We start from the raw sequence: 16,415 nt of genomic DNA on the forward strand, positions 1-16,415 counted from the left end.
TAAAATGGAACGGTGGCGTGGGCAGGCCGATACAGCGAAGCGACGTGGGCGCGTCGTCCTTCTATTTCGCCGTGATCACCGACAGCTTGGTAATCCCGGCGCGCTCGATGGATGCCATGGCGCGGGCGACCTCGCCATAGTTCACGCCGTTGTCCGCCTGCAATTGCACACGCACCTCCGGATTCTTTGCCTTGGCCGCCTGCAGGTTGAATTCGAGCAGGTCCGCCTGGATCTCGTCCTTGTTGATGAACACCTTGCCCTTGTCGTCGATGCTCACCACCAGCGGGTCTTTCTGCTCCACCGGCGCCACCGACTCGGTCTTTGGCAGGTTGATCGGGATGGCGTTGGTGAGCAGCGGCGCCGTGACGATGAACACCACCAATAGCACCAACATGACGTCCACCAGGGGCGTCACGTTGATCTCGCTGAGTACCTCATCACTGTCTTGTGTCGAGAAGGCCATATCAAGACGCCTCCTTCACTTTCTGCCCGGCGACAGTCGCGCCGGACTTGCTCAGTACCGGGTGCAACAACACGCGGAAGGCGTTTTTCTGCGCCAGGCTGTAGAAGTCGTGGGCGAAGTCATCCAGGTCGGCGGCGGTCAGCTTCAGGCGCCGAAGCAGATAGTTGTACACCAGCACCGCCGGCACCGCGACGGCAATACCGACACCCGTGGCAACCAGCGCGGCACCGATGGGACCGGCCACGGTTTCCAGGCTCGCCGAGCCGGCGGCACTGATGCCCTTCAACGCCGACATGATGCCCCAGACAGTCCCGAACAGACCGATGAAGGGCGAGGTGCTGCCGATACTGGCGAGAATCGCCAGGCCGCTTTCCAGTGAGCGGCGCTCGCGCACGATCTGCTGGCGCAAGGCGCGCTCGAGCCGGTCCTGGTGGTTGATCGACTGGCTCAGATCGGCCGCTTGAGCGCCCTCCGGCACCTGGATCGCCGCGTAGCCGGCCAGCGCCACACGGGCCGCGGCGCCCGGTTGGCCCTGGGCCAGTTCAGCAGCCGAATCGAGGCTGGAGGCGGCCCAGAAGCGTTTATGGAAGCGGCGATCCTGGGTCTTGAGGCGGGTGAACTGTACACCCTTGAGCAAGGCCAGCCCCCAGGTGGCAACGGAAAAGAGGATCAACACCCAGATGACGGCATGTTCGATGGATTCAAAAGGCGATGCGATCAGGTTCATGGTCAGGCTCTCCAACAAGGCATTAGATCGGTTGCAGCGATGCGCCTTTTGTCAGGTGGCCCGCGGTCTCTGGGTACAGTTGAGTTACTTGATTTTGAAATCGATGGGCACGCTGACCCAGCCGTCCTGGGCAACATCGCCCTGTTTGGCCGGGACAAAGCTCCAGCGCTTGACCGCCGCCAGCGCTGCGTCGTCGAGCTGATCGCGGCCACTGCTTTTCTGGATCTGGATCTCGCCGGGCTTGCCACTGGCCAGCACATGCACCCGCAACAACACCGTCCCTTCCCAGCCACGGCGCATGGCAAGCGACGGGTATTCAGGCGCCGGGTTCTTCAGGTAGCCAGCGCTGGCCGACGGCGGGGTCAGCGGTTTCGGCGCGGGTGGTGCGGGAGGCGCCGGGGCCGCGACCGGTTGTGGCGGCGCGGGCGGCGCAGGCGGCTGTTCCACCGCCTTGGCAACCGGCTTGGGCGGTGGCTTGAGCACTGGTTTAGGCTTGGGAATGGGTTTGGGCGGCGGTGGCTTGACCGCCAACTCATCCTCGACCGGCGGCGGTGGCTCGGCCGCAGGCCGTGGAATCGGTGCCGGAGGTGGTGGTTCTACCACCGGTGGCGCAGGTTGGGAAAACTCGATGGTCATCGGCGGGACCTGCGGCGGCACCACCGGCAACAGTGGCGCTGGCGCCTGGTTGACCCAGACGATCACCGCACCATGCAGCACCAACGCGAACACCCCGAGCAAGACCCCTTCGCGGCGACTCAACACGCCCTTGGGCGTGGTGTGCAACCGCAGTGCACCCAGCGGCTCGCGAAAGGCCCGGCCAAGATCAAGCAGCTCACCGCCAGGCAGCGGGCGCCGGAAAACTTCCAGGGCCTGGGTGGCGCTCTGAACATTGCCCATTCATCGACTCCTTTGAATAACCCGATTGAACACGCGCCTGACGCGGGACTAACGCGTCGACGCCGACTGCGTCAGTGCCGCTGATCCGGGGGCAAACACCTGGTCGTCCATCAGCGCGTTGACATCGACACGGTGAGGAAAAATCTTTTTCTCCACGAACAAATCATCGACCTGCTGCAACGCCTGGACGTCTCGTGCCTCAACCGGGGCCAGCGATTCATCGCCCCAGCGGCGCAACGTTTGCGAAACCTCAAGGGGTACGTCGTTAGCCTTGGCGAAGACCTGGGCGTACTCCTCGGGATGGTCCTGCGCCCACTCGAAGGCCTTGGCAAAACGGCCGAGGACATCGCTCAGCGCCTTGCGCTTGAGCGGATCGCCCAAGGCCTCATCGGACGCTGTGATAAACGTCAGCCCCGAGTTGATGCCCTCGCCGCTGATCAATACCCGGGCGCCCTTCTGCTCGGCAAACGCTTGGTAGACGCCAAAGGTTGCCCAGGCTTCGATTTTCCCGGCATTGAACGCCGGCAAGGCATCGGTGGGCAGGACAAAACCCACCTTGACGTCCTGTTCCTCGACGCCAGCCTTCGCCAGGGCGCGAATCAGCAGGTATTGGGCGATGCTGCCCCGGGCCGATGAAACCACGACGTTGCGGCCTTTGAGGTCGGCGACGCTGCGAATCGGCGAGTCTGGCGGCACCAGGATTGCGATGCTTCGCGATTGGCCGCGCCGCACCGCGACAATGCGCAGCGGCGTACCGCCCGTGGCGGCCGCGAGTACCGGTGTATCACCGGCCGGCGCCAGGTCGACTGCACCGGCGCGCAGGGCCTCGAACAACGGCGCCGCGCCCTGGAAGTTCGCCCATTGCACCTTGTACTCGATGCCGTCCAGTGCCTTCGACGCTTCCACCACCGTGCGCAGGCCCTTGGCCTGGTCGCCCAGCACTAGCGTCACGCCGGACAAGTCCGCAGCCCCGGCGGACGGCGGTCGAGTGTCAGCGCTCTCGCCGCAACCACTGAGCAACAGCACGGCGCCGGCCAGCAGAACCGTGGCTTTCCAGAAATATACTGGCCTGCGGGAGGCCTTTATCGACCGATCAGCCATGGGCAAAACGCCGGACATTGGTGCTCGGCGCCTGACGCGCCGCGCCGGTTGCCTGAGCCGCCGGCTCGACCCGTTCAACCCCCAACAGCTCCAGCAGGCGCGTGCGAATCTGTTGGAAACCTTCCTGGCCGGTGTCCCGGGCCCTGGGCAGGTCGATCGTCAATTGTTCGGCAATCTTGCCGTTGGCCAGCACGATCACCCGATCGGCCAGCAGAATGGCTTCGTCCACGTCGTGGGTGACCAACAACACGGCGGGCGTATGCTTGCGCCACAAGTCGATGATCAGCCGATGCATGCGGATCCGTGTCAGCGCATCGAGGGCGGCGAACGGCTCGTCGAGCAGCAACAGCTTGGGTTCGCGCACCAGGCCCCGGGCCAGCGCTACCCGCTGGGCTTCGCCACCGGAGAGCGTCGCCGGGTAGGCTTCCAGCCGATGGGCCAGGCCCACCTCGGTCAGGGCTTCCACCGCGCGGAGCCTGGCGTCAGGAATGCGCAGGCCGAGGACGACATTCTTCCAGGCGCGCTTCCACGGCATCAGCCGGGGCTCCTGGAACACCGCAGCCCGAGCCTTGGGCACTCGCAACTGACCGCTGTCGATGCTGTCGAGCCCCGCCAGGCTGCGCAACAAGGTGGTCTTGCCCGAACCGCTGGCGCCCAGCAATGCGACAAATTCCCCCGGGGCTATATCCAGGTCCAGGCCGTCGATGACTCGTTGCTGGCCAAATTGACGCACCACATTGCGCAACTGCACAGGTGCTGCTGATTCCGTGGGTTTGGATGCATCCACGCGTTCGATGCTCGACATGTCAGTTCCTCACAAAAGTTGGGCGCCAGGCCAGGGCAAATCGCTCCAGCGTGCGGATCAGTCCATCGATCAACAGGCCGAGGATGCTGTAGATGAGCAGGCAGATCACAATCACGTCGGTGCGCATGAAGTCCCGCGCGTCACTGGCCAGGTAGCCGATGCCGGCGGTGGTGTTGATTTGCTCGACGAAGACCAGCGCCAGCCAGGAAATACCCAGGGAATAGCGCAGGCCAACAAAAAAGGAAGGCAAGGAACCCGGCAGGATCACATGCCAGATCAGCTCCCGGCGGCTCAGCCCCAGGGTGTTGGCCGCCTCGATCAGCTTGGGGTCGATATTGCGAATGCCGGCGAAAAGATTCAGGTACACCGGAAAGGTCGTGCCGATGACGATCAGGGCGATCTTGGTGAATTCGCCGATGCCGAACCAGAGGATGAACAGCGGTACCAGGGCCAGCGAAGGGATCGTGCGCAACATCTGCATCGGCGAATCGAGCACCACTTCGCCGCGTTTCGACAACCCACTGATCAGCGCCGCGACCACGCCAATCGTCACACCGATGCTCAATCCCACGAGCGCCCGTTGCAGCGAGACCAACAGATGTTTGCCGAGTTCTCCCGAGGCAATCATGGCCCACAGCGTCCCGCCGATCTGCGACGGCGCGGCGATGATCCGCTGCGGAATCAGGCCCCAGCGTGACGCCAGCTCCCACAGCAGCAGCAATACCAAGGGGCTGATCAACCGCAACAGCGCCTCGGGCGTGCGCCAATTGCGCAACCAGTCGGGGGCCAGCCGCGACAGTCCCTGGTGTGCTGCGCCGAGGCGAACGGCCTTATCGATGGAAAACGAGCTGCTGGTGCTCTGTGTCTGGAAAGTCTTGTCGGTCATCAGGCGTCCTTCCTCGTAAAGAACATGGCTGCAAACGCCATGCATCAGCTTCGGGATTCATGCTATTCGCATAAAAAACCGCAGTGAAATTCTTTTTAGGAATAACCTAATATGATTAAAAATCAGATATAGCGCATATCAGATAAATTATTTGCATAGTAAGACGCCTCAACCGGCGCGGACTGCAGCGGCTGCGGCCAACCACCTGCAAAATGCATATTGCTGATGCACTCAATGAATTTTGATTAATATTTTTCATAATTAACTTAGAACAAATCGGCATTTCACAGCCTTGCCTTGCTGCGCCTACCTTTCATCATCACGGACCGACCCCACGCGGTGGAGGCTTCAAATACGCCCGTTCAACGAAAAGGACCCCACCATGAGTATTGAATTCATCGGCTTCATCGGCGGCCACCACGCCTCGGAAATCCACCCTCGCAGCGGCCCTGTCCTCCAACCCGAATACGTCGAGCAAGTCGCCCGGGCTCATGAAGAGGCAGGGTTCGACCGGGCGCTGGTCGCGTTTCATTCCAACAGTCCGGACAGCACGTTGATCGCCTCTCACGCCGCCAGCGTGACGACCAACTTGAAGTTCCTGATTGCTCATCGGCCGGGATTTGCCGCCCCCACCCTGGCCGCCCGCCAGTTCGCCACGCTGGATGTGTTCAACGGCGGACGCACCGCCGTGCACATCATTACCGGCGGCGATGATCGCGAACTGCGCGCGGACGGCAGCCACATCGGCAAGGACGAGCGCTACGCGCGCACCGATGAATACCTCGATGTGGTGCGCCAGGAATGGACCCGCGAGCAACCTTTCGATTACCAGGGCAAGTACTACCAGGTCGACGGTGCTCACTCGCAGGTAAAGTCACCGCAACAGCCGCATATCCCGCTGTACTTCGGCGGCTCATCGGCGGCGGCCATCGCTGTAGCGGGCAAGCATGCGGACGTCTATGCCTTGTGGGGTGAAACCTACGAGCAGGTTCGCGATGTGGTGAACCAGGTTCGCGCCGAAGCCGCCAGGCATGGCCGCAGCATTCGCTTCAGCCTGTCGTTGCGACCGATCCTGGCGGACACCGAGGAACAAGCCTGGGATCGTGCCGAACGCATCCTGCAACAGGCCACTGCGCTGGCCGAACAGAATGGCTTCGTTCGCCGCGAGCCCCCGAACGAAGGCTCGCGACGCCTGCTGGCCGCCGCTGCCCAAGGTGCGCGCCTGGACAAGCGCCTGTGGACCGGCATTGCCAACCTGCTCGGTGCCCAAGGCAATTCAACCTCCCTGGTAGGCACCCCGGAACAAGTGGCGCACGCCCTGCTCGATTATTACGACCTGGGCATCACCACTTTCCTGATCCGCGGCTTCGACCCGCTCGAAGATGCCATCGACTATGGCAAGCGCCTCATCCCACTGACCCGCCAACTCGTCGCCGAACGCGAGCGCCAGGCCGCAGAAAAAGTCGCTTGAAACAGTAGGCTTTTTTGCTTGAGCGGCGTGTCAGGCCAAATGTGGGAGCGGGCTTGCCCGCGAAGGCGGCGGCACATTCGACAATTTGCAAGCTGACACACCGCTATCGCGAGCTTGCTCGCGAAGGCGGTCTGCCAGGCAAAGCTGCAAGCCCGATTAAAAGCTCAGTTCTTGTAGTCGACGTCGGTCCGTTCCAACTGCCGGATCAGTGCATTCCAATGCCGCGCCACCCCAGGCCCGTCACCGCTCTTGAGCGCTTCGGCCTGGGTTTCGACCTTGGCCACGACGTCCGCCGGGGGGAAGATCAGTTCGGCATTGCCGCCCGCCTGTGCCGCGATCTGGATATTGCAGGCGCGCTCCAGCCCTTGCAGCTGCTGGAAAGCGTGCTCGACGCTGACTCCCGCCGTCAGCAAACCGTGGTTGCGCAAGATCAACACGCTCTTGTCCCCCAGGTCCGCCACCAGCCGCTCACGCTCGTCGAGGTCCAGGGCGATGCCTTCGTAGCCGTGATAGGCGACCCGCCCGGAGAAGGCGATGGAATGCTGGGAAATCGGCAGCAGCCCATCGCGCTGGGCCGACACGGCGATGCCGTCACGGGTGTGGGTGTGCAGCACCGCTTGAAGGTCTGGACGGGCACCGTGGATGGCGCTGTGGATCACATAACCGGCGTAGTTGATGCCCAACCCCGTCGGGTCATCGACGAGGGTGCCGTCGATGTCGACCTTGACCAGGTTGGACGCGGTGATTTCATCGAACAGCAAGCCGAAGGCGTTAATAAGAAAATGCTCATCAGGCCCAGGCACCCGCGCGGAAAAATGCGTATAGATGTGATCGGTCCATTTGAACAAGGCTGCCAGCCGATAAGCGGCGGCCAGCTTCACCCGCACCTCCCATTCTTCGGGGCTGACACGCTGGCGAACATTTTTCGAAACGCTGGATAACGGGCTGACGCTACTCATGGCAAAACTTCCTGGATGGCCTTAAGGATCTCCAGGAAGCCTAGGGGAAGACAAAAAATAATAAAAAGCACATTTTAATCTAAGCTAATTATTATTTTTTTTATGATATGACCAGCTCACGCAGCGTTTTTGACTTTCTGCAGCGATCCGGCCACCCATTTGCCGAAGGCGTCCACCGGACCTTGCAGGTTGCCCAAAAAGTGCGGATAGATCAGCCACAGATCCATCACCGGCTTGAAATCCTTCAGCGGCATGGCCGCCAATTGTTCGCGGTGGACGCTGCGCTCCAGCAGCGGACGCGGCACCAGGCCGAGGCCCAGGCCATCGGCGACCAGGCCCAGCTGCAATTCGGTGCCGAAGGTTTCCAGGTTGACCCGCAACGCCAGGCCCTGGTCCGACAAGGTCCGCTGCAACCCGGCACGGAAACCGCAGCCATCCGGATTGAGGATCCAGCCATTCTGGTAGACATCGGCCAGCTTGCAGGGACGCTTGGGCAATTGTGCACTGGCGCACACCACCACCAGTTCCATCTTGCCGATCGACTCGCCGACGATGTTGTCCGGAAAAATCTTGCCTGCGGGAAACAACGCCGCCGCTGCGTCCAGTTCGCCACGCTCGATCTTGCCAACCAACTGGCTGCCCCAGCCCGTGACAACCTGGGCACGCAACTCGGGATACTCCACGCGCAAATGCTTGAGCGCATCGAGCAGCACCACATCACCGATCGTTTGCGGGACGCCCAGGCGCAACAGGCCGGTCGGCGGCGCGTCGGTGGCAACCAGCTCGCGCAGGGCGTCCATCTCTCGCAAGATCAGGCGACACTGTTCGTAGACCCGCGTACCGATCAACGTGGGCTTGAGCGGCTTGGTGTTGCGGTCGAACAATTCCACGCCCAACGCTTGCTCGAAGTTCTGCACGCGCCGCGTGATGGCCGGTTGCGTCAGCTGCAGCGTTTCGGCGGCATGGCTGATGGACTGGCAACGAATCACTTCGACAAAGGCGTCAATATCGTCAATTTTCATTTGGCCCGCACATAGAGAACAGTCAATAAGATGTTTGAAAAGCATAACGCGCTGCGAAAAAGCATAGTGCCATTGCGCATGCCTGGATAGCCCGGCACACCGATCGATAACCTCTAACTCTATGCACAAGCGTTCTAAATTCCTTTCAGCTATAACCTAATCATAAAAAAATAGCATATTAAGAAAAATCATTATGCTTAAATCCTGAAAACAGATATTCACCCCAACGACGGAATCGCCATGACCCAGGCCCGACACCCGGAGAGACTCAGAGCATTTATCGGCGCCCTGGCGGAGCTGATCGACGGAAACCCTCGCGAAGGCGACCTGCTGCATCGTGGTGGCAAGCTGCTCGCTCAATTGGTCAGCCATGACGATTGGCTGCCCGAGGATTTCGCTCGGCCAGATCCCGAGCACTATCAGCAATACCTGCTGCACGCCGACTCGCGGCAGCGTTTCAGCGTGGTCAGTTTTGTCTGGGGGCCGGGGCAACGTACGCCGATCCACGATCATCGGGTCTGGGGCTTGATCGGCATGTTGCGCGGCGCCGAACACTCCCAAGGCTTCGCCCGCCATCCCGACGGCACCCTGGCGCCTGAGGCCCCCCCCATACGGCTGGTGCCAGGCCAGGTCGAAGCAGTGTCTCCCAAGATCGGCGATATCCATCAGGTCAGCAATGCCTTCGATGACCGGGTTTCCATCAGCATCCATGTCTATGGCGCCAACATCGGCGCCGTCCGCCGGGCGGTGTACCAGCCCGACGGCAGCGAGAAACTGTTCATTTCCGGTTATTCCAACGCCTTCCTGCCCAATATCTGGGACCTGTCCAAAGAGAGCCAAGCCCTATGAGCACCGCACCTACCCGCTCTTACGCCGAGATTCGCCAGGCGTTGCTGAACCGTGAAGAACTGGCCCTTATCGACGTCCGTGAAGAGGCCCCTTTTGCCGAAGGGCATCCGCTGTTCGCCGCCAATATTTCGCTGTCCAAGCTCGAGCTGGAGGTGTATTCGCGCATCCCGAGGCGCGACACCCCGGTGACGGTCTATGACAACGGTGAAGGCCTGGCGGGCATCGCGGCGCAACGCTTGCAGGAACTGGGCTATAGCAATGCCAGTGTCCTCGAAGGCGGCCTTGAGGGTTGGCGCAAGGCCGGCGGCGAGTTGTTCATCGACGTCAATGTGCCAAGCAAGGCCTTTGGTGAGCTGGTGGAAAACCAGCGCCATACCCCGTCCCTGGCGGCGGAAGAAGTCCAGGCGTTGCTCGACGCCGAGGCCGACGTGGTGGTGCTCGACGCCCGGCGTTTCGACGAATACCAGACCATGAGCATTCCCGGTGGCATCAGCGTGCCTGGGGCGGAACTGGTGTTGCGTGCCCGCGAACTCGCCCCAGACCCGGCGACCCGCATCATCGTCAATTGCGCCGGGCGTACCCGCAGCATCATCGGCACCCAGTCGCTGATCAATGCGGGCATCGACAACCCGGTGGCGGCCCTGCGCAACGGCACCATTGGCTGGACCCTGGCCGGCCAGACCCTGGAGCACGGCCAGTCGCGCCGCTTTGCCGCCACCGACGAAGAACACCGAGACGTCGCCGCCCGCGATGCCCGCCGTGTCGCCGACAAGGCCCTGGTGGGGCGCGCCACCCTCGCCGACCTGCACCGTTGGCAGCAGGAACCGACACGCAGCACCTACCTGTTCGATGTGCGTACCCCGGAAGAATTCGAAGCCGGCCACCTGCCTGCCTCGCGCTCCACTCCCGGAGGGCAACTGGTGCAGGAAACCGATCATTTCGCCAGCGTGCGTGGCGCGCGCCTGGTACTGGTGGACGATGACGGCGTGCGCGCCAATATGTCCGCCTCCTGGCTCGCGCAACTGGGTTGGGAAGTGCATGTGCTGGATGACTTGCAGCCCGCACACTTCAGCGAACAGGGCACGTGGAAAGCGCCGGTGCCGGTACCGCCGCAAGCTGAGGAAATCAGCCCGGAAACCCTCGAACAGTGGCTGGCCGAAGGCGATACCGTGGTGCTGGATTTCACCGGCAGCGCCAATTACGTCAAGCGCCATATTCCCGGTGCGTGGTGGGTCCTGCGCGCTCAGTTGAGCGAGGCGTTGGCCAAGGTGCCGCCGGCCCAACGTTACGTGTTGACCTGCGGCAGCAGCCAATTGGCCCGGCTGGCGGTCCCCGAAGTCGAGGCACTGACCGGCAAGGACGTATTTCTCCTGCGCAACGGCACGGCCGCCTGGATCGCCACGCAACGACCACTGGAGCACGGCGAAACCCGCCTGGCCTCGCCGCGTATCGACCGTTATCGCCGACCTTACGAGGGCACCGACAGCCCACGGGAGGCCATGCAGGCCTACCTGGATTGGGAGTACGGACTGGTTGACCAGTTGGCCCGCGACGGCACCCATGGTTTTTTCGTGATCTGAACCCGACGGGGGTCGGTTGACCGGCCCCCGCCCACACCAGCCGACCCCTTCTCCAGGCGGAGGCGCTGAACGCAACACTCAGCCTGGAACCTCCGATGCGCCTGACTTTACCCCTGCTGTTGATCGCCCTCGCCTTTGGCCCGGCCCACGCCGCCGACTTGCAGCCGCTGCGAGTTGCCAATCAGAAATCCACCATCAAGGCCTTGCTGGAGGTTTCCGGCGAGCTCGAGGATGTGCCCTACGACATACAGTTTTCCGAGTTCCCCGCCGCCGCGCCGTTGGGCGAGGCGCTGAATGCCGGCGCCGTAGATCTCGGCGCCTTGGGCGATGCACCCTACGTGTTCGCCCTGGGCGCCGGCGCCTCGCTCAAGGTCGTCAGCATCATCCATGCTGAAGGACGCAACACCACGGCCATTCTGGTTCCCAAGGATTCGCCCATCAAGCAAGTCGCCGACCTCAAGGGCAAGCGTATCGTCACCACGCGCGGTTCCATCGGGCATTACCTGGCGATCAAGGCCCTGCGCAGCGCCGGCCTGAGCACCCAGGACGTGGAATTCGTCTTCCTGCTGCCCAGCGAATCCCGACTGGTGCTGGATAACGGCACCGCGGATGCCTGGTCCACCTGGGACCCCTTCACCACGGTCGTGACCGCCCAGAGCCAGGCGCGGGTGCTGGTCAGCGGCAGCAGCCTGCTGAGCAATCATCTTTACCTCGCCGCCACCAGCCAGGCCATCGCCGAAAAACGCCAGCAACTGGACGATTTTGTCGCCCGGGTCGACCGGGCCTTTCGCTGGAGCAACGAGCACCCCAACGAATACGCCGCCGCCCAGGCCCGGATCACCGGCCTGCCCCTGGCGGTTCACCTGAGCGTGGCCAATGCCACCCACATGCAACCCGTGGTGATTGACGACGCTGTCGTCAGCGGCCTCCAGGCGACCGCCGATATCTATCAGGAAGAAGGCTTGCTGACCCGCCGCATTGACGTCTCGCAAGGCTTCGACAAGAGCTTCAACACCCTGCGTGCCCCACTCGCCCAGGCCTCACGCTAAAGGAGCAGAACCATGAGCAAACAACGCCAACTGAAACTCGGTGCAATGGTCCACGGCGTCGGCCACGGCTGGGGCGAATGGCGCCATCCGCAGGCGCTGCCCAATGCCAGCACCCACTTCGGTTTCTACAAGCAACAGACGCAACTGGCCGAAGGCGCCAAGTTCGATTTCGTGTTCATCGCCGACAGCCTGCACATTCATGAAAAATCCAGTCCGCATTACCTCAACCGCTTCGAGCCGCTGACCGTTCTCTCGGCGTTGGCGGCAGTGACGTCGAACATCGGCCTGGTGGCGACGGTGACGGTCAGCTACACCGAGCCCTACCAAGTGGCGCGCCAGTTCGCTTCGCTGGACCATATCAGCGGTGGGCGAGCCGGTTGGAACGTGGTGACGTCGTGGCTCAGCGGCACCGCTGACAACTTCGGCAAGACCGAGCACCCGCCGCACGCCGTGCGCTATCGGATCGCCAAGGAACACGTGGAGGTGGTCAAGGGCTTGTGGGATTCCTGGGAAGACGACGCCTTCGCCTACGACAAGCAGACGGGTGAATTCTTCACCCCCGGCAAACTGCATGCCCTGGAGCACAAGGGCGAATTCTTCTCGGTGAAAGGCCCCCTTAACATCGCCCGCTCCCGCCAGGGCCAGCCGGTGATTTTCCAGGCCGGCACATCCGAGGACGGGCGCAACTTCGCCGCCGGGAATGCCGACGCCATTTTCGTCGGCGCCGAGGGCTTCGACGAAGCGCGCGCCTATTACCAGGACCTGAAAAAACGCGCCCAGGGCTTCGGGCGCGATCCTCAGGCGCTGTCGATCCTGCCCGGCATCCGCCCGATCGTCGGGCGCGATGAAGCGCAAGTCGAAGACCGCTACCAACAAGCGGTGGCACTGGTGAGCATCGAAGATGCCATCGTCGCCCTTGGCCGCCCCTTCAATGACCATGATTTCAGCCAATACCCGCTGGATGCGCCCTTCCCTGAACTGGGCGACCTGGGCGCCAACAGCCAGAAAGGCGGCTCGGACCGGATCAAGCAATTGGCCCGGGACGAAGGCCTGACCTTGCGCGAAGTCGCCCTGCGTTTCTCCCAGCCACGGCGAGACTTTGTCGGCACTCCCGAACAGGTGGCCGACGCCATTGAAGCCTGGTTCGAGAACGGCGCGGCCGATGGTTTCATCATCAACTCGCTACTGCCGGACGGCCTGCAATATTTCACCGAACTCGTGGTGCCTGTCCTGCAGCAGCGCGGATTGTTTCGCCGCGAATACAACGGCGATACGTTGCGCGACAACCTTGGCCTGCCAGTGCCCGCCAACCGTTACGCACAGTCCCGGGCCAGCGAACCGACCCGCGAGGCCGTGGCATGAGCGAGCGCCCGACCATGATCAAAAACCTTACGGCAGGGCCATTCAATCGTCGCGATTTCCTTACGGCCAGTTCCATCGCCCTGGGCGCGTTGGGGCTGTCTGCCCTGGGGCTCTCCCCACGTGCCTTCGCCCAAGACAAAGGCCTTTCTGAGCTGACGTTGGGTGTCGCAACCTACCGGGGCCAGGACTCTTATTTCGTCGACGAAGCCGGCACCGGCAATACACCCTACAAAGTCGAATATGCCGAGTTCGCGGGCGGCAACCTGATCGTCGAAGCGCTGGCCTCGGGCGGCCTGGACGTGGGCGGCATGAGCGAAATACCGCCGATTTTTTCCATCCAGAGCCACCGCCAGCCGCGCCTGATCGCGGTGCTACAGGGTGACGTGAACAACCAGGTGATTCTGATTCCCAAGGATTCCGCCCTCGAATCGATCGGGCAACTGCGCGGCAAGCGCGTCGGCTATGTGCGCTCCACCACGTCCCACTACTTTCTGATCAAGGCCTTGAAGGAACAAGGCCTGACCATGAACGACATCACGGCGGTGGCACTCACCCCCCAGGATGGCTTCACCGCCTTCCAGAGCGGCCAGCTCGATGCATGGGTGATCTACGGCGTATTCATCCAGTTGGCGAAGTTCCGCAGCGGCGCCCGGGTATTGAAAACCGCCCTGGGCTACCTCTCGGGCAACTACCTGATCGCCGCCAGGCCTGCCGCCCTGGAAGACCCACTGCGCAAGCAGGCGATCCAGGACTATATCCAGCGGCAGGCGCGCACCCTGGAATGGATCAACAACAACCCCGAACCCTGGGCTGCCAAGTCGGCGCAGTTGCTGGGCGTGGATAAAGCCGTGTTCCTGGACATGTACAACAACCGCAGCCAGCCGTGGAAAGTCGTCGAAGTCAGCGACCAGGCCATCGCCTCGCAACAGGAGGTCGCCGACCTGTTCTTCAACGCCGGCGTGCTGAGCGAACGCCTCGACGTGAGTCCGCTGTGGGACCGCAATTTCCGCCTGTTGCCAATATGAGCCCTGCCTCTGATGCCTCACCCCAAGGGCCGCATCTGGTTCTCACCCTTTTGATCGAGTGAACGCACCATGAGTCTTCCTTCTCCACGTCCACCCTCGCTGCAATCGGTTGATGCAGCCGATTTCGACACGTTGCTCGAACGCGTAAGCCAGCAACTGGCTGCTACGGCGCACATCTATGACGAGACCGGCGCCTTTCCCCAGGACAATTTCAGACTGCTGCATAAGCATGACCTGCTGGCCCTGACGGTGCCCAAGGCATTGGGCGGTGGCGGCGCGAGCCTGGTGCAGGCGCGCAAGGTGATCAGTGCGGTCGCCAAGGGCGAGCCTTCCACTGCATTGATTCTGGTGATGCAGTACCTTCAGCATTCGCGCCTGCAGGATAATCGGAACTGGCCCGAGGCATTGCGCTTGCGCGTGGCCCAGGATGCCGTGCGCGAAGGCGCGCTGATCAATGCCCTGCGTGTCGAGCCCGACCTGGGCACTCCGGCCCGTGGCGGGCTGCCGGCGACCATCGCCAGGCGCACCTCCGAAGGCTGGCGCATCAGCGGGCGCAAGATTTACTCCACCGGCAGCCACGGCCTGACCTGGTTCAGCGTCTGGGCACGCAGCACCGACGAAGATCCGTTGGTGGGGGCTTGGCTGGTCCACAAGGACACACCCGGAATCAGCATCATCGACGACTGGGATCACCTGGGCATGCGCGCCACTTGCAGCCACGAAATACTGTTCGACAACGTGCTGGTGCCACTGGATCACGCCGTCAGCGTCAGCCGCTGGAGCGCGCCGCAACCCGAGCTGGACGGCGACGGCTTCCTGTGGATGTCGGTGTTGCTCTCGGCGGTCTACGACGGCGTCGCCCAGGCTGTGCGGGATTGGTTCGTGGAATGGCTGGAACAGCGCAAACCGTCCAACCTCGGTGCTGCGTTGTCGACCCTGCCACGTTTCCAGGAAATCCTCGGGCACATCGACACCTTGCTGTTCGCCAATCGCAGCCTGCTGGATGCCGCCGCTGAAGGGCGAACCCCGGCCGCCCATGCCGCGCAACTGAAATATCTGGTGACCGGTAACGCCATCCGCGCTGTCGAGCTGGCCATCGAAGCGTCGGGCAACCCCGGCCTGTCGCGACACAATCCGCTGCAGCGGCATTACCGCGACGTGCTGTGCAGTCGCGTCCACACCCCGCAAAACGACGCCGTGCTGCAAGGCGTCGGCAAAGCGGTGTTTGCCCAACGCCAGAAAAAGGACCTTGCATGAGCACGCTCGTGATTGCCAGCCAGTTGGATAAAGACTTCAACGATGTGATCCGCCAACGCCTCGAACAGACGCACCCGGGCGCGCAAGTCCTCGATGTACCGGCCGGCGTGCCCAGCGACCTGCCGGCCGAAGTCAGTGTCTTGCTGGCCCGCCCTATCAACGTGCGAGGCTACCTGGCTCCGGACACACCGCCGCCGGGCTGGCCCTACGCACTGAAATGGATTCAAGTGGTGTCTTCGGGCATCGACTTCTACCCCGGATGGCTGTTCAACGGCCCGCCGGTGAGCACCTCCCGGGGCAGCGCCGCCGACAACATCGCCGAATTCGCCCTGGCGTCGATCTTCGCGGCAGCCAAACGCCTGCCGGATATCTGGGTGCATGATTCGCAATGGCAATTCAGCGCCCTGACGCCACTCAAGGGCAGTACCCTGGGCATTCTTGGTTTTGGTGCGATTGGCCGCAGCCTGGCGACCAAGGCCCACGCCCTGGGCATCAACGTGTTGGCGTTGCGGCAAAGCCAGACGCCGTTCGAGGTAGAGGGCGTCGAGGCCGCGCAGGACATCCATCAGTTGTTTTGCCGATCCGATCACCTGGTGCTGGCCGCGCCCCTGACTGACGCAACCCGGCATATCGTCAACCGCCCGGTGCTCGCCAGTGCCAAGCCGGGTTTGCACCTGATCAACATCGCGCGTGGCGGCCTGCTGGACCACGGGGCCTTGCTCGACGCCCTGGACGAAGGCACCCTCGGCCTGGCCTCACTGGACGTCACCGATCCCGAACCGCTGCCCGACGGCCATCCGCTCTACTCCCACCCCCGGGTGCGCCTGTCGCCCCACACTTCGGCGATTTCCAGCAATAGCCGTCATGAAATAGCCGACAGTTTCCTGGCCAATCTTGAGCGCTTCCTGAATGGGCTGGCGCCGGAGAACCTGGCCAACGTGCGGCGCGGCTACTGAAAACCG

Annotated in this window: 16 protein-coding genes; 8 read left to right on the forward strand and 8 right to left on the reverse strand. The window is 62.7% G+C overall.

Translation table 11 applies throughout. The features are described from left to right. Positions 1–61 precede the first annotated feature (61 nt). From PFLQ2_RS13350 to PFLQ2_RS13325, 6 genes are all read right to left on the reverse strand, one after another. A complete protein-coding gene (locus PFLQ2_RS13350; RefSeq protein WP_003182025.1) occupies positions 62–463 on the reverse strand; it encodes an ExbD/TolR family protein in 402 nt (133 codons plus the stop codon). Between the two features lies 1 nt (position 464). Then, the gene (locus PFLQ2_RS13345; protein ID WP_003182027.1) at positions 465–1,190 is read right to left on the reverse strand and encodes a MotA/TolQ/ExbB proton channel family protein; all 726 of its coding nucleotides are present in this window, start codon (positions 1,188–1,190) and stop codon (positions 465–467) included. Between the two features lie 84 nt (positions 1,191–1,274). Next, positions 1,275–2,087, reverse strand: a complete 813-nt coding sequence (locus PFLQ2_RS13340; protein ID WP_003182029.1) for an energy transducer TonB — start codon at positions 2,085–2,087, stop codon at positions 1,275–1,277. A gap of 48 nt (positions 2,088–2,135) precedes the next feature. Continuing rightward, entirely contained in the window at positions 2,136–3,188 is a 1,053-nt protein-coding gene (locus PFLQ2_RS13335; RefSeq protein WP_003182031.1) for an ABC transporter substrate-binding protein, read from the reverse strand. Then, a complete protein-coding gene (locus PFLQ2_RS13330) occupies positions 3,181–3,993 on the reverse strand; it encodes an ABC transporter ATP-binding protein (protein WP_003182033.1) in 813 nt (270 codons plus the stop codon). Before PFLQ2_RS13330 ends, PFLQ2_RS13335 begins: the two co-directional genes overlap by 8 nt. Position 3,994: 1 nt before the next feature. Beyond that, positions 3,995–4,879, reverse strand: coding sequence for an ABC transporter permease (locus tag PFLQ2_RS13325; protein WP_003182034.1), 885 nt, complete (start codon positions 4,877–4,879; stop codon positions 3,995–3,997). Between the two features lie 382 nt (positions 4,880–5,261). Here PFLQ2_RS13325 and PFLQ2_RS13320 point away from each other — a divergent pair, with 382 nt between their 5' ends. Further along, positions 5,262–6,350, forward strand: a complete 1,089-nt coding sequence (locus PFLQ2_RS13320) for an LLM class flavin-dependent oxidoreductase (protein ID WP_003182036.1) — start codon at positions 5,262–5,264, stop codon at positions 6,348–6,350. 164 nt (positions 6,351–6,514) lie between these two features. Here PFLQ2_RS13320 and PFLQ2_RS13315 read toward each other — a convergent pair whose 3' ends face one another. Then, positions 6,515–7,309: a class II aldolase/adducin family protein gene (locus PFLQ2_RS13315; RefSeq protein ID WP_003182038.1), complete on the reverse strand. Its 795-nt coding sequence runs from the start codon at positions 7,307–7,309 to the stop codon at positions 6,515–6,517. 116 nt (positions 7,310–7,425) lie between these two features. Further along, positions 7,426–8,331 carry a LysR family transcriptional regulator gene (locus PFLQ2_RS13310; protein WP_003182040.1) on the reverse strand — a complete coding sequence of 302 codons (906 nt, stop codon included), beginning with the start codon at positions 8,329–8,331 and terminating at the stop codon, positions 7,426–7,428. Positions 8,332–8,571: 240 nt separating this feature from the next. On the opposite strand from PFLQ2_RS13310, the gene PFLQ2_RS13305 reads away from it, so the two are divergent. From PFLQ2_RS13305 to PFLQ2_RS13275, 7 genes are all read left to right on the forward strand, one after another. Next, a complete protein-coding gene (locus tag PFLQ2_RS13305; RefSeq protein ID WP_003182042.1) occupies positions 8,572–9,180 on the forward strand; it encodes a cysteine dioxygenase in 609 nt (202 codons plus the stop codon). Continuing rightward, positions 9,177–10,760, forward strand: a complete 1,584-nt coding sequence (locus tag PFLQ2_RS13300) for a rhodanese-related sulfurtransferase (RefSeq protein WP_003182044.1) — start codon at positions 9,177–9,179, stop codon at positions 10,758–10,760. Before PFLQ2_RS13305 ends, PFLQ2_RS13300 begins: the two co-directional genes overlap by 4 nt. Before the next feature lie 95 nt (positions 10,761–10,855). Then, positions 10,856–11,809: an ABC transporter substrate-binding protein gene (locus tag PFLQ2_RS13295; protein WP_003182045.1), complete on the forward strand. Its 954-nt coding sequence runs from the start codon at positions 10,856–10,858 to the stop codon at positions 11,807–11,809. 12 nt (positions 11,810–11,821) lie between these two features. Continuing rightward, positions 11,822–13,171 (forward strand): LLM class flavin-dependent oxidoreductase, encoded by a 1,350-nt coding sequence (locus PFLQ2_RS13290; protein WP_003182048.1) that lies wholly within the window; start codon positions 11,822–11,824, stop codon positions 13,169–13,171. Positions 13,172–13,185: 14 nt separating this feature from the next. Next, positions 13,186–14,196, forward strand: coding sequence for an ABC transporter substrate-binding protein (locus PFLQ2_RS13285; protein ID WP_033046516.1), 1,011 nt, complete (start codon positions 13,186–13,188; stop codon positions 14,194–14,196). A 69-nt stretch (positions 14,197–14,265) separates the two neighbouring features. Continuing rightward, entirely contained in the window at positions 14,266–15,453 is a 1,188-nt protein-coding gene (locus PFLQ2_RS13280; protein WP_003182053.1) for an acyl-CoA dehydrogenase family protein, read from the forward strand. Further along, positions 15,450–16,409, forward strand: coding sequence for a D-isomer specific 2-hydroxyacid dehydrogenase family protein (locus PFLQ2_RS13275; protein WP_003182055.1), 960 nt, complete (start codon positions 15,450–15,452; stop codon positions 16,407–16,409). Before PFLQ2_RS13280 ends, PFLQ2_RS13275 begins: the two co-directional genes overlap by 4 nt. Positions 16,410–16,415 lie beyond the last annotated feature (6 nt).

It is taken from the genome of Pseudomonas fluorescens Q2-87 (assembly GCF_000281895.1).
GTDB lineage: Bacteria > Pseudomonadota > Gammaproteobacteria > Pseudomonadales > Pseudomonadaceae > Aquipseudomonas > Aquipseudomonas fluorescens_S.

Coding starts and splice junctions, on each gene's coding strand:
- PFLQ2_RS13350 (WP_003182025.1), bottom strand. CDS start 463: ATGGCCTTCTCGACACAAGACAGTGATGAGGTACTCAGCGAGATCAAC.
- PFLQ2_RS13345 (WP_003182027.1), bottom strand. CDS start 1,190: ATGAACCTGATCGCATCGCCTTTTGAATCCATCGAACATGCCGTCATC.
- PFLQ2_RS13340 (WP_003182029.1), bottom strand. CDS start 2,087: ATGGGCAATGTTCAGAGCGCCACCCAGGCCCTGGAAGTTTTCCGGCGC.
- PFLQ2_RS13335 (WP_003182031.1), bottom strand. CDS start 3,188: ATGGCTGATCGGTCGATAAAGGCCTCCCGCAGGCCAGTATATTTCTGG.
- PFLQ2_RS13330 (WP_003182033.1), bottom strand. CDS start 3,993: ATGTCGAGCATCGAACGCGTGGATGCATCCAAACCCACGGAATCAGCA.
- PFLQ2_RS13325 (WP_003182034.1), bottom strand. CDS start 4,879: ATGACCGACAAGACTTTCCAGACACAGAGCACCAGCAGCTCGTTTTCC.
- PFLQ2_RS13320 (WP_003182036.1), top strand. CDS start 5,262: ATGAGTATTGAATTCATCGGCTTCATCGGCGGCCACCACGCCTCGGAA.
- PFLQ2_RS13315 (WP_003182038.1), bottom strand. CDS start 7,309: ATGAGTAGCGTCAGCCCGTTATCCAGCGTTTCGAAAAATGTTCGCCAG.
- PFLQ2_RS13310 (WP_003182040.1), bottom strand. CDS start 8,331: ATGAAAATTGACGATATTGACGCCTTTGTCGAAGTGATTCGTTGCCAG.
- PFLQ2_RS13305 (WP_003182042.1), top strand. CDS start 8,572: ATGACCCAGGCCCGACACCCGGAGAGACTCAGAGCATTTATCGGCGCC.
- PFLQ2_RS13300 (WP_003182044.1), top strand. CDS start 9,177: ATGAGCACCGCACCTACCCGCTCTTACGCCGAGATTCGCCAGGCGTTG.
- PFLQ2_RS13295 (WP_003182045.1), top strand. CDS start 10,856: ATGCGCCTGACTTTACCCCTGCTGTTGATCGCCCTCGCCTTTGGCCCG.
- PFLQ2_RS13290 (WP_003182048.1), top strand. CDS start 11,822: ATGAGCAAACAACGCCAACTGAAACTCGGTGCAATGGTCCACGGCGTC.
- PFLQ2_RS13285 (WP_033046516.1), top strand. CDS start 13,186: ATGATCAAAAACCTTACGGCAGGGCCATTCAATCGTCGCGATTTCCTT.
- PFLQ2_RS13280 (WP_003182053.1), top strand. CDS start 14,266: ATGAGTCTTCCTTCTCCACGTCCACCCTCGCTGCAATCGGTTGATGCA.
- PFLQ2_RS13275 (WP_003182055.1), top strand. CDS start 15,450: ATGAGCACGCTCGTGATTGCCAGCCAGTTGGATAAAGACTTCAACGAT.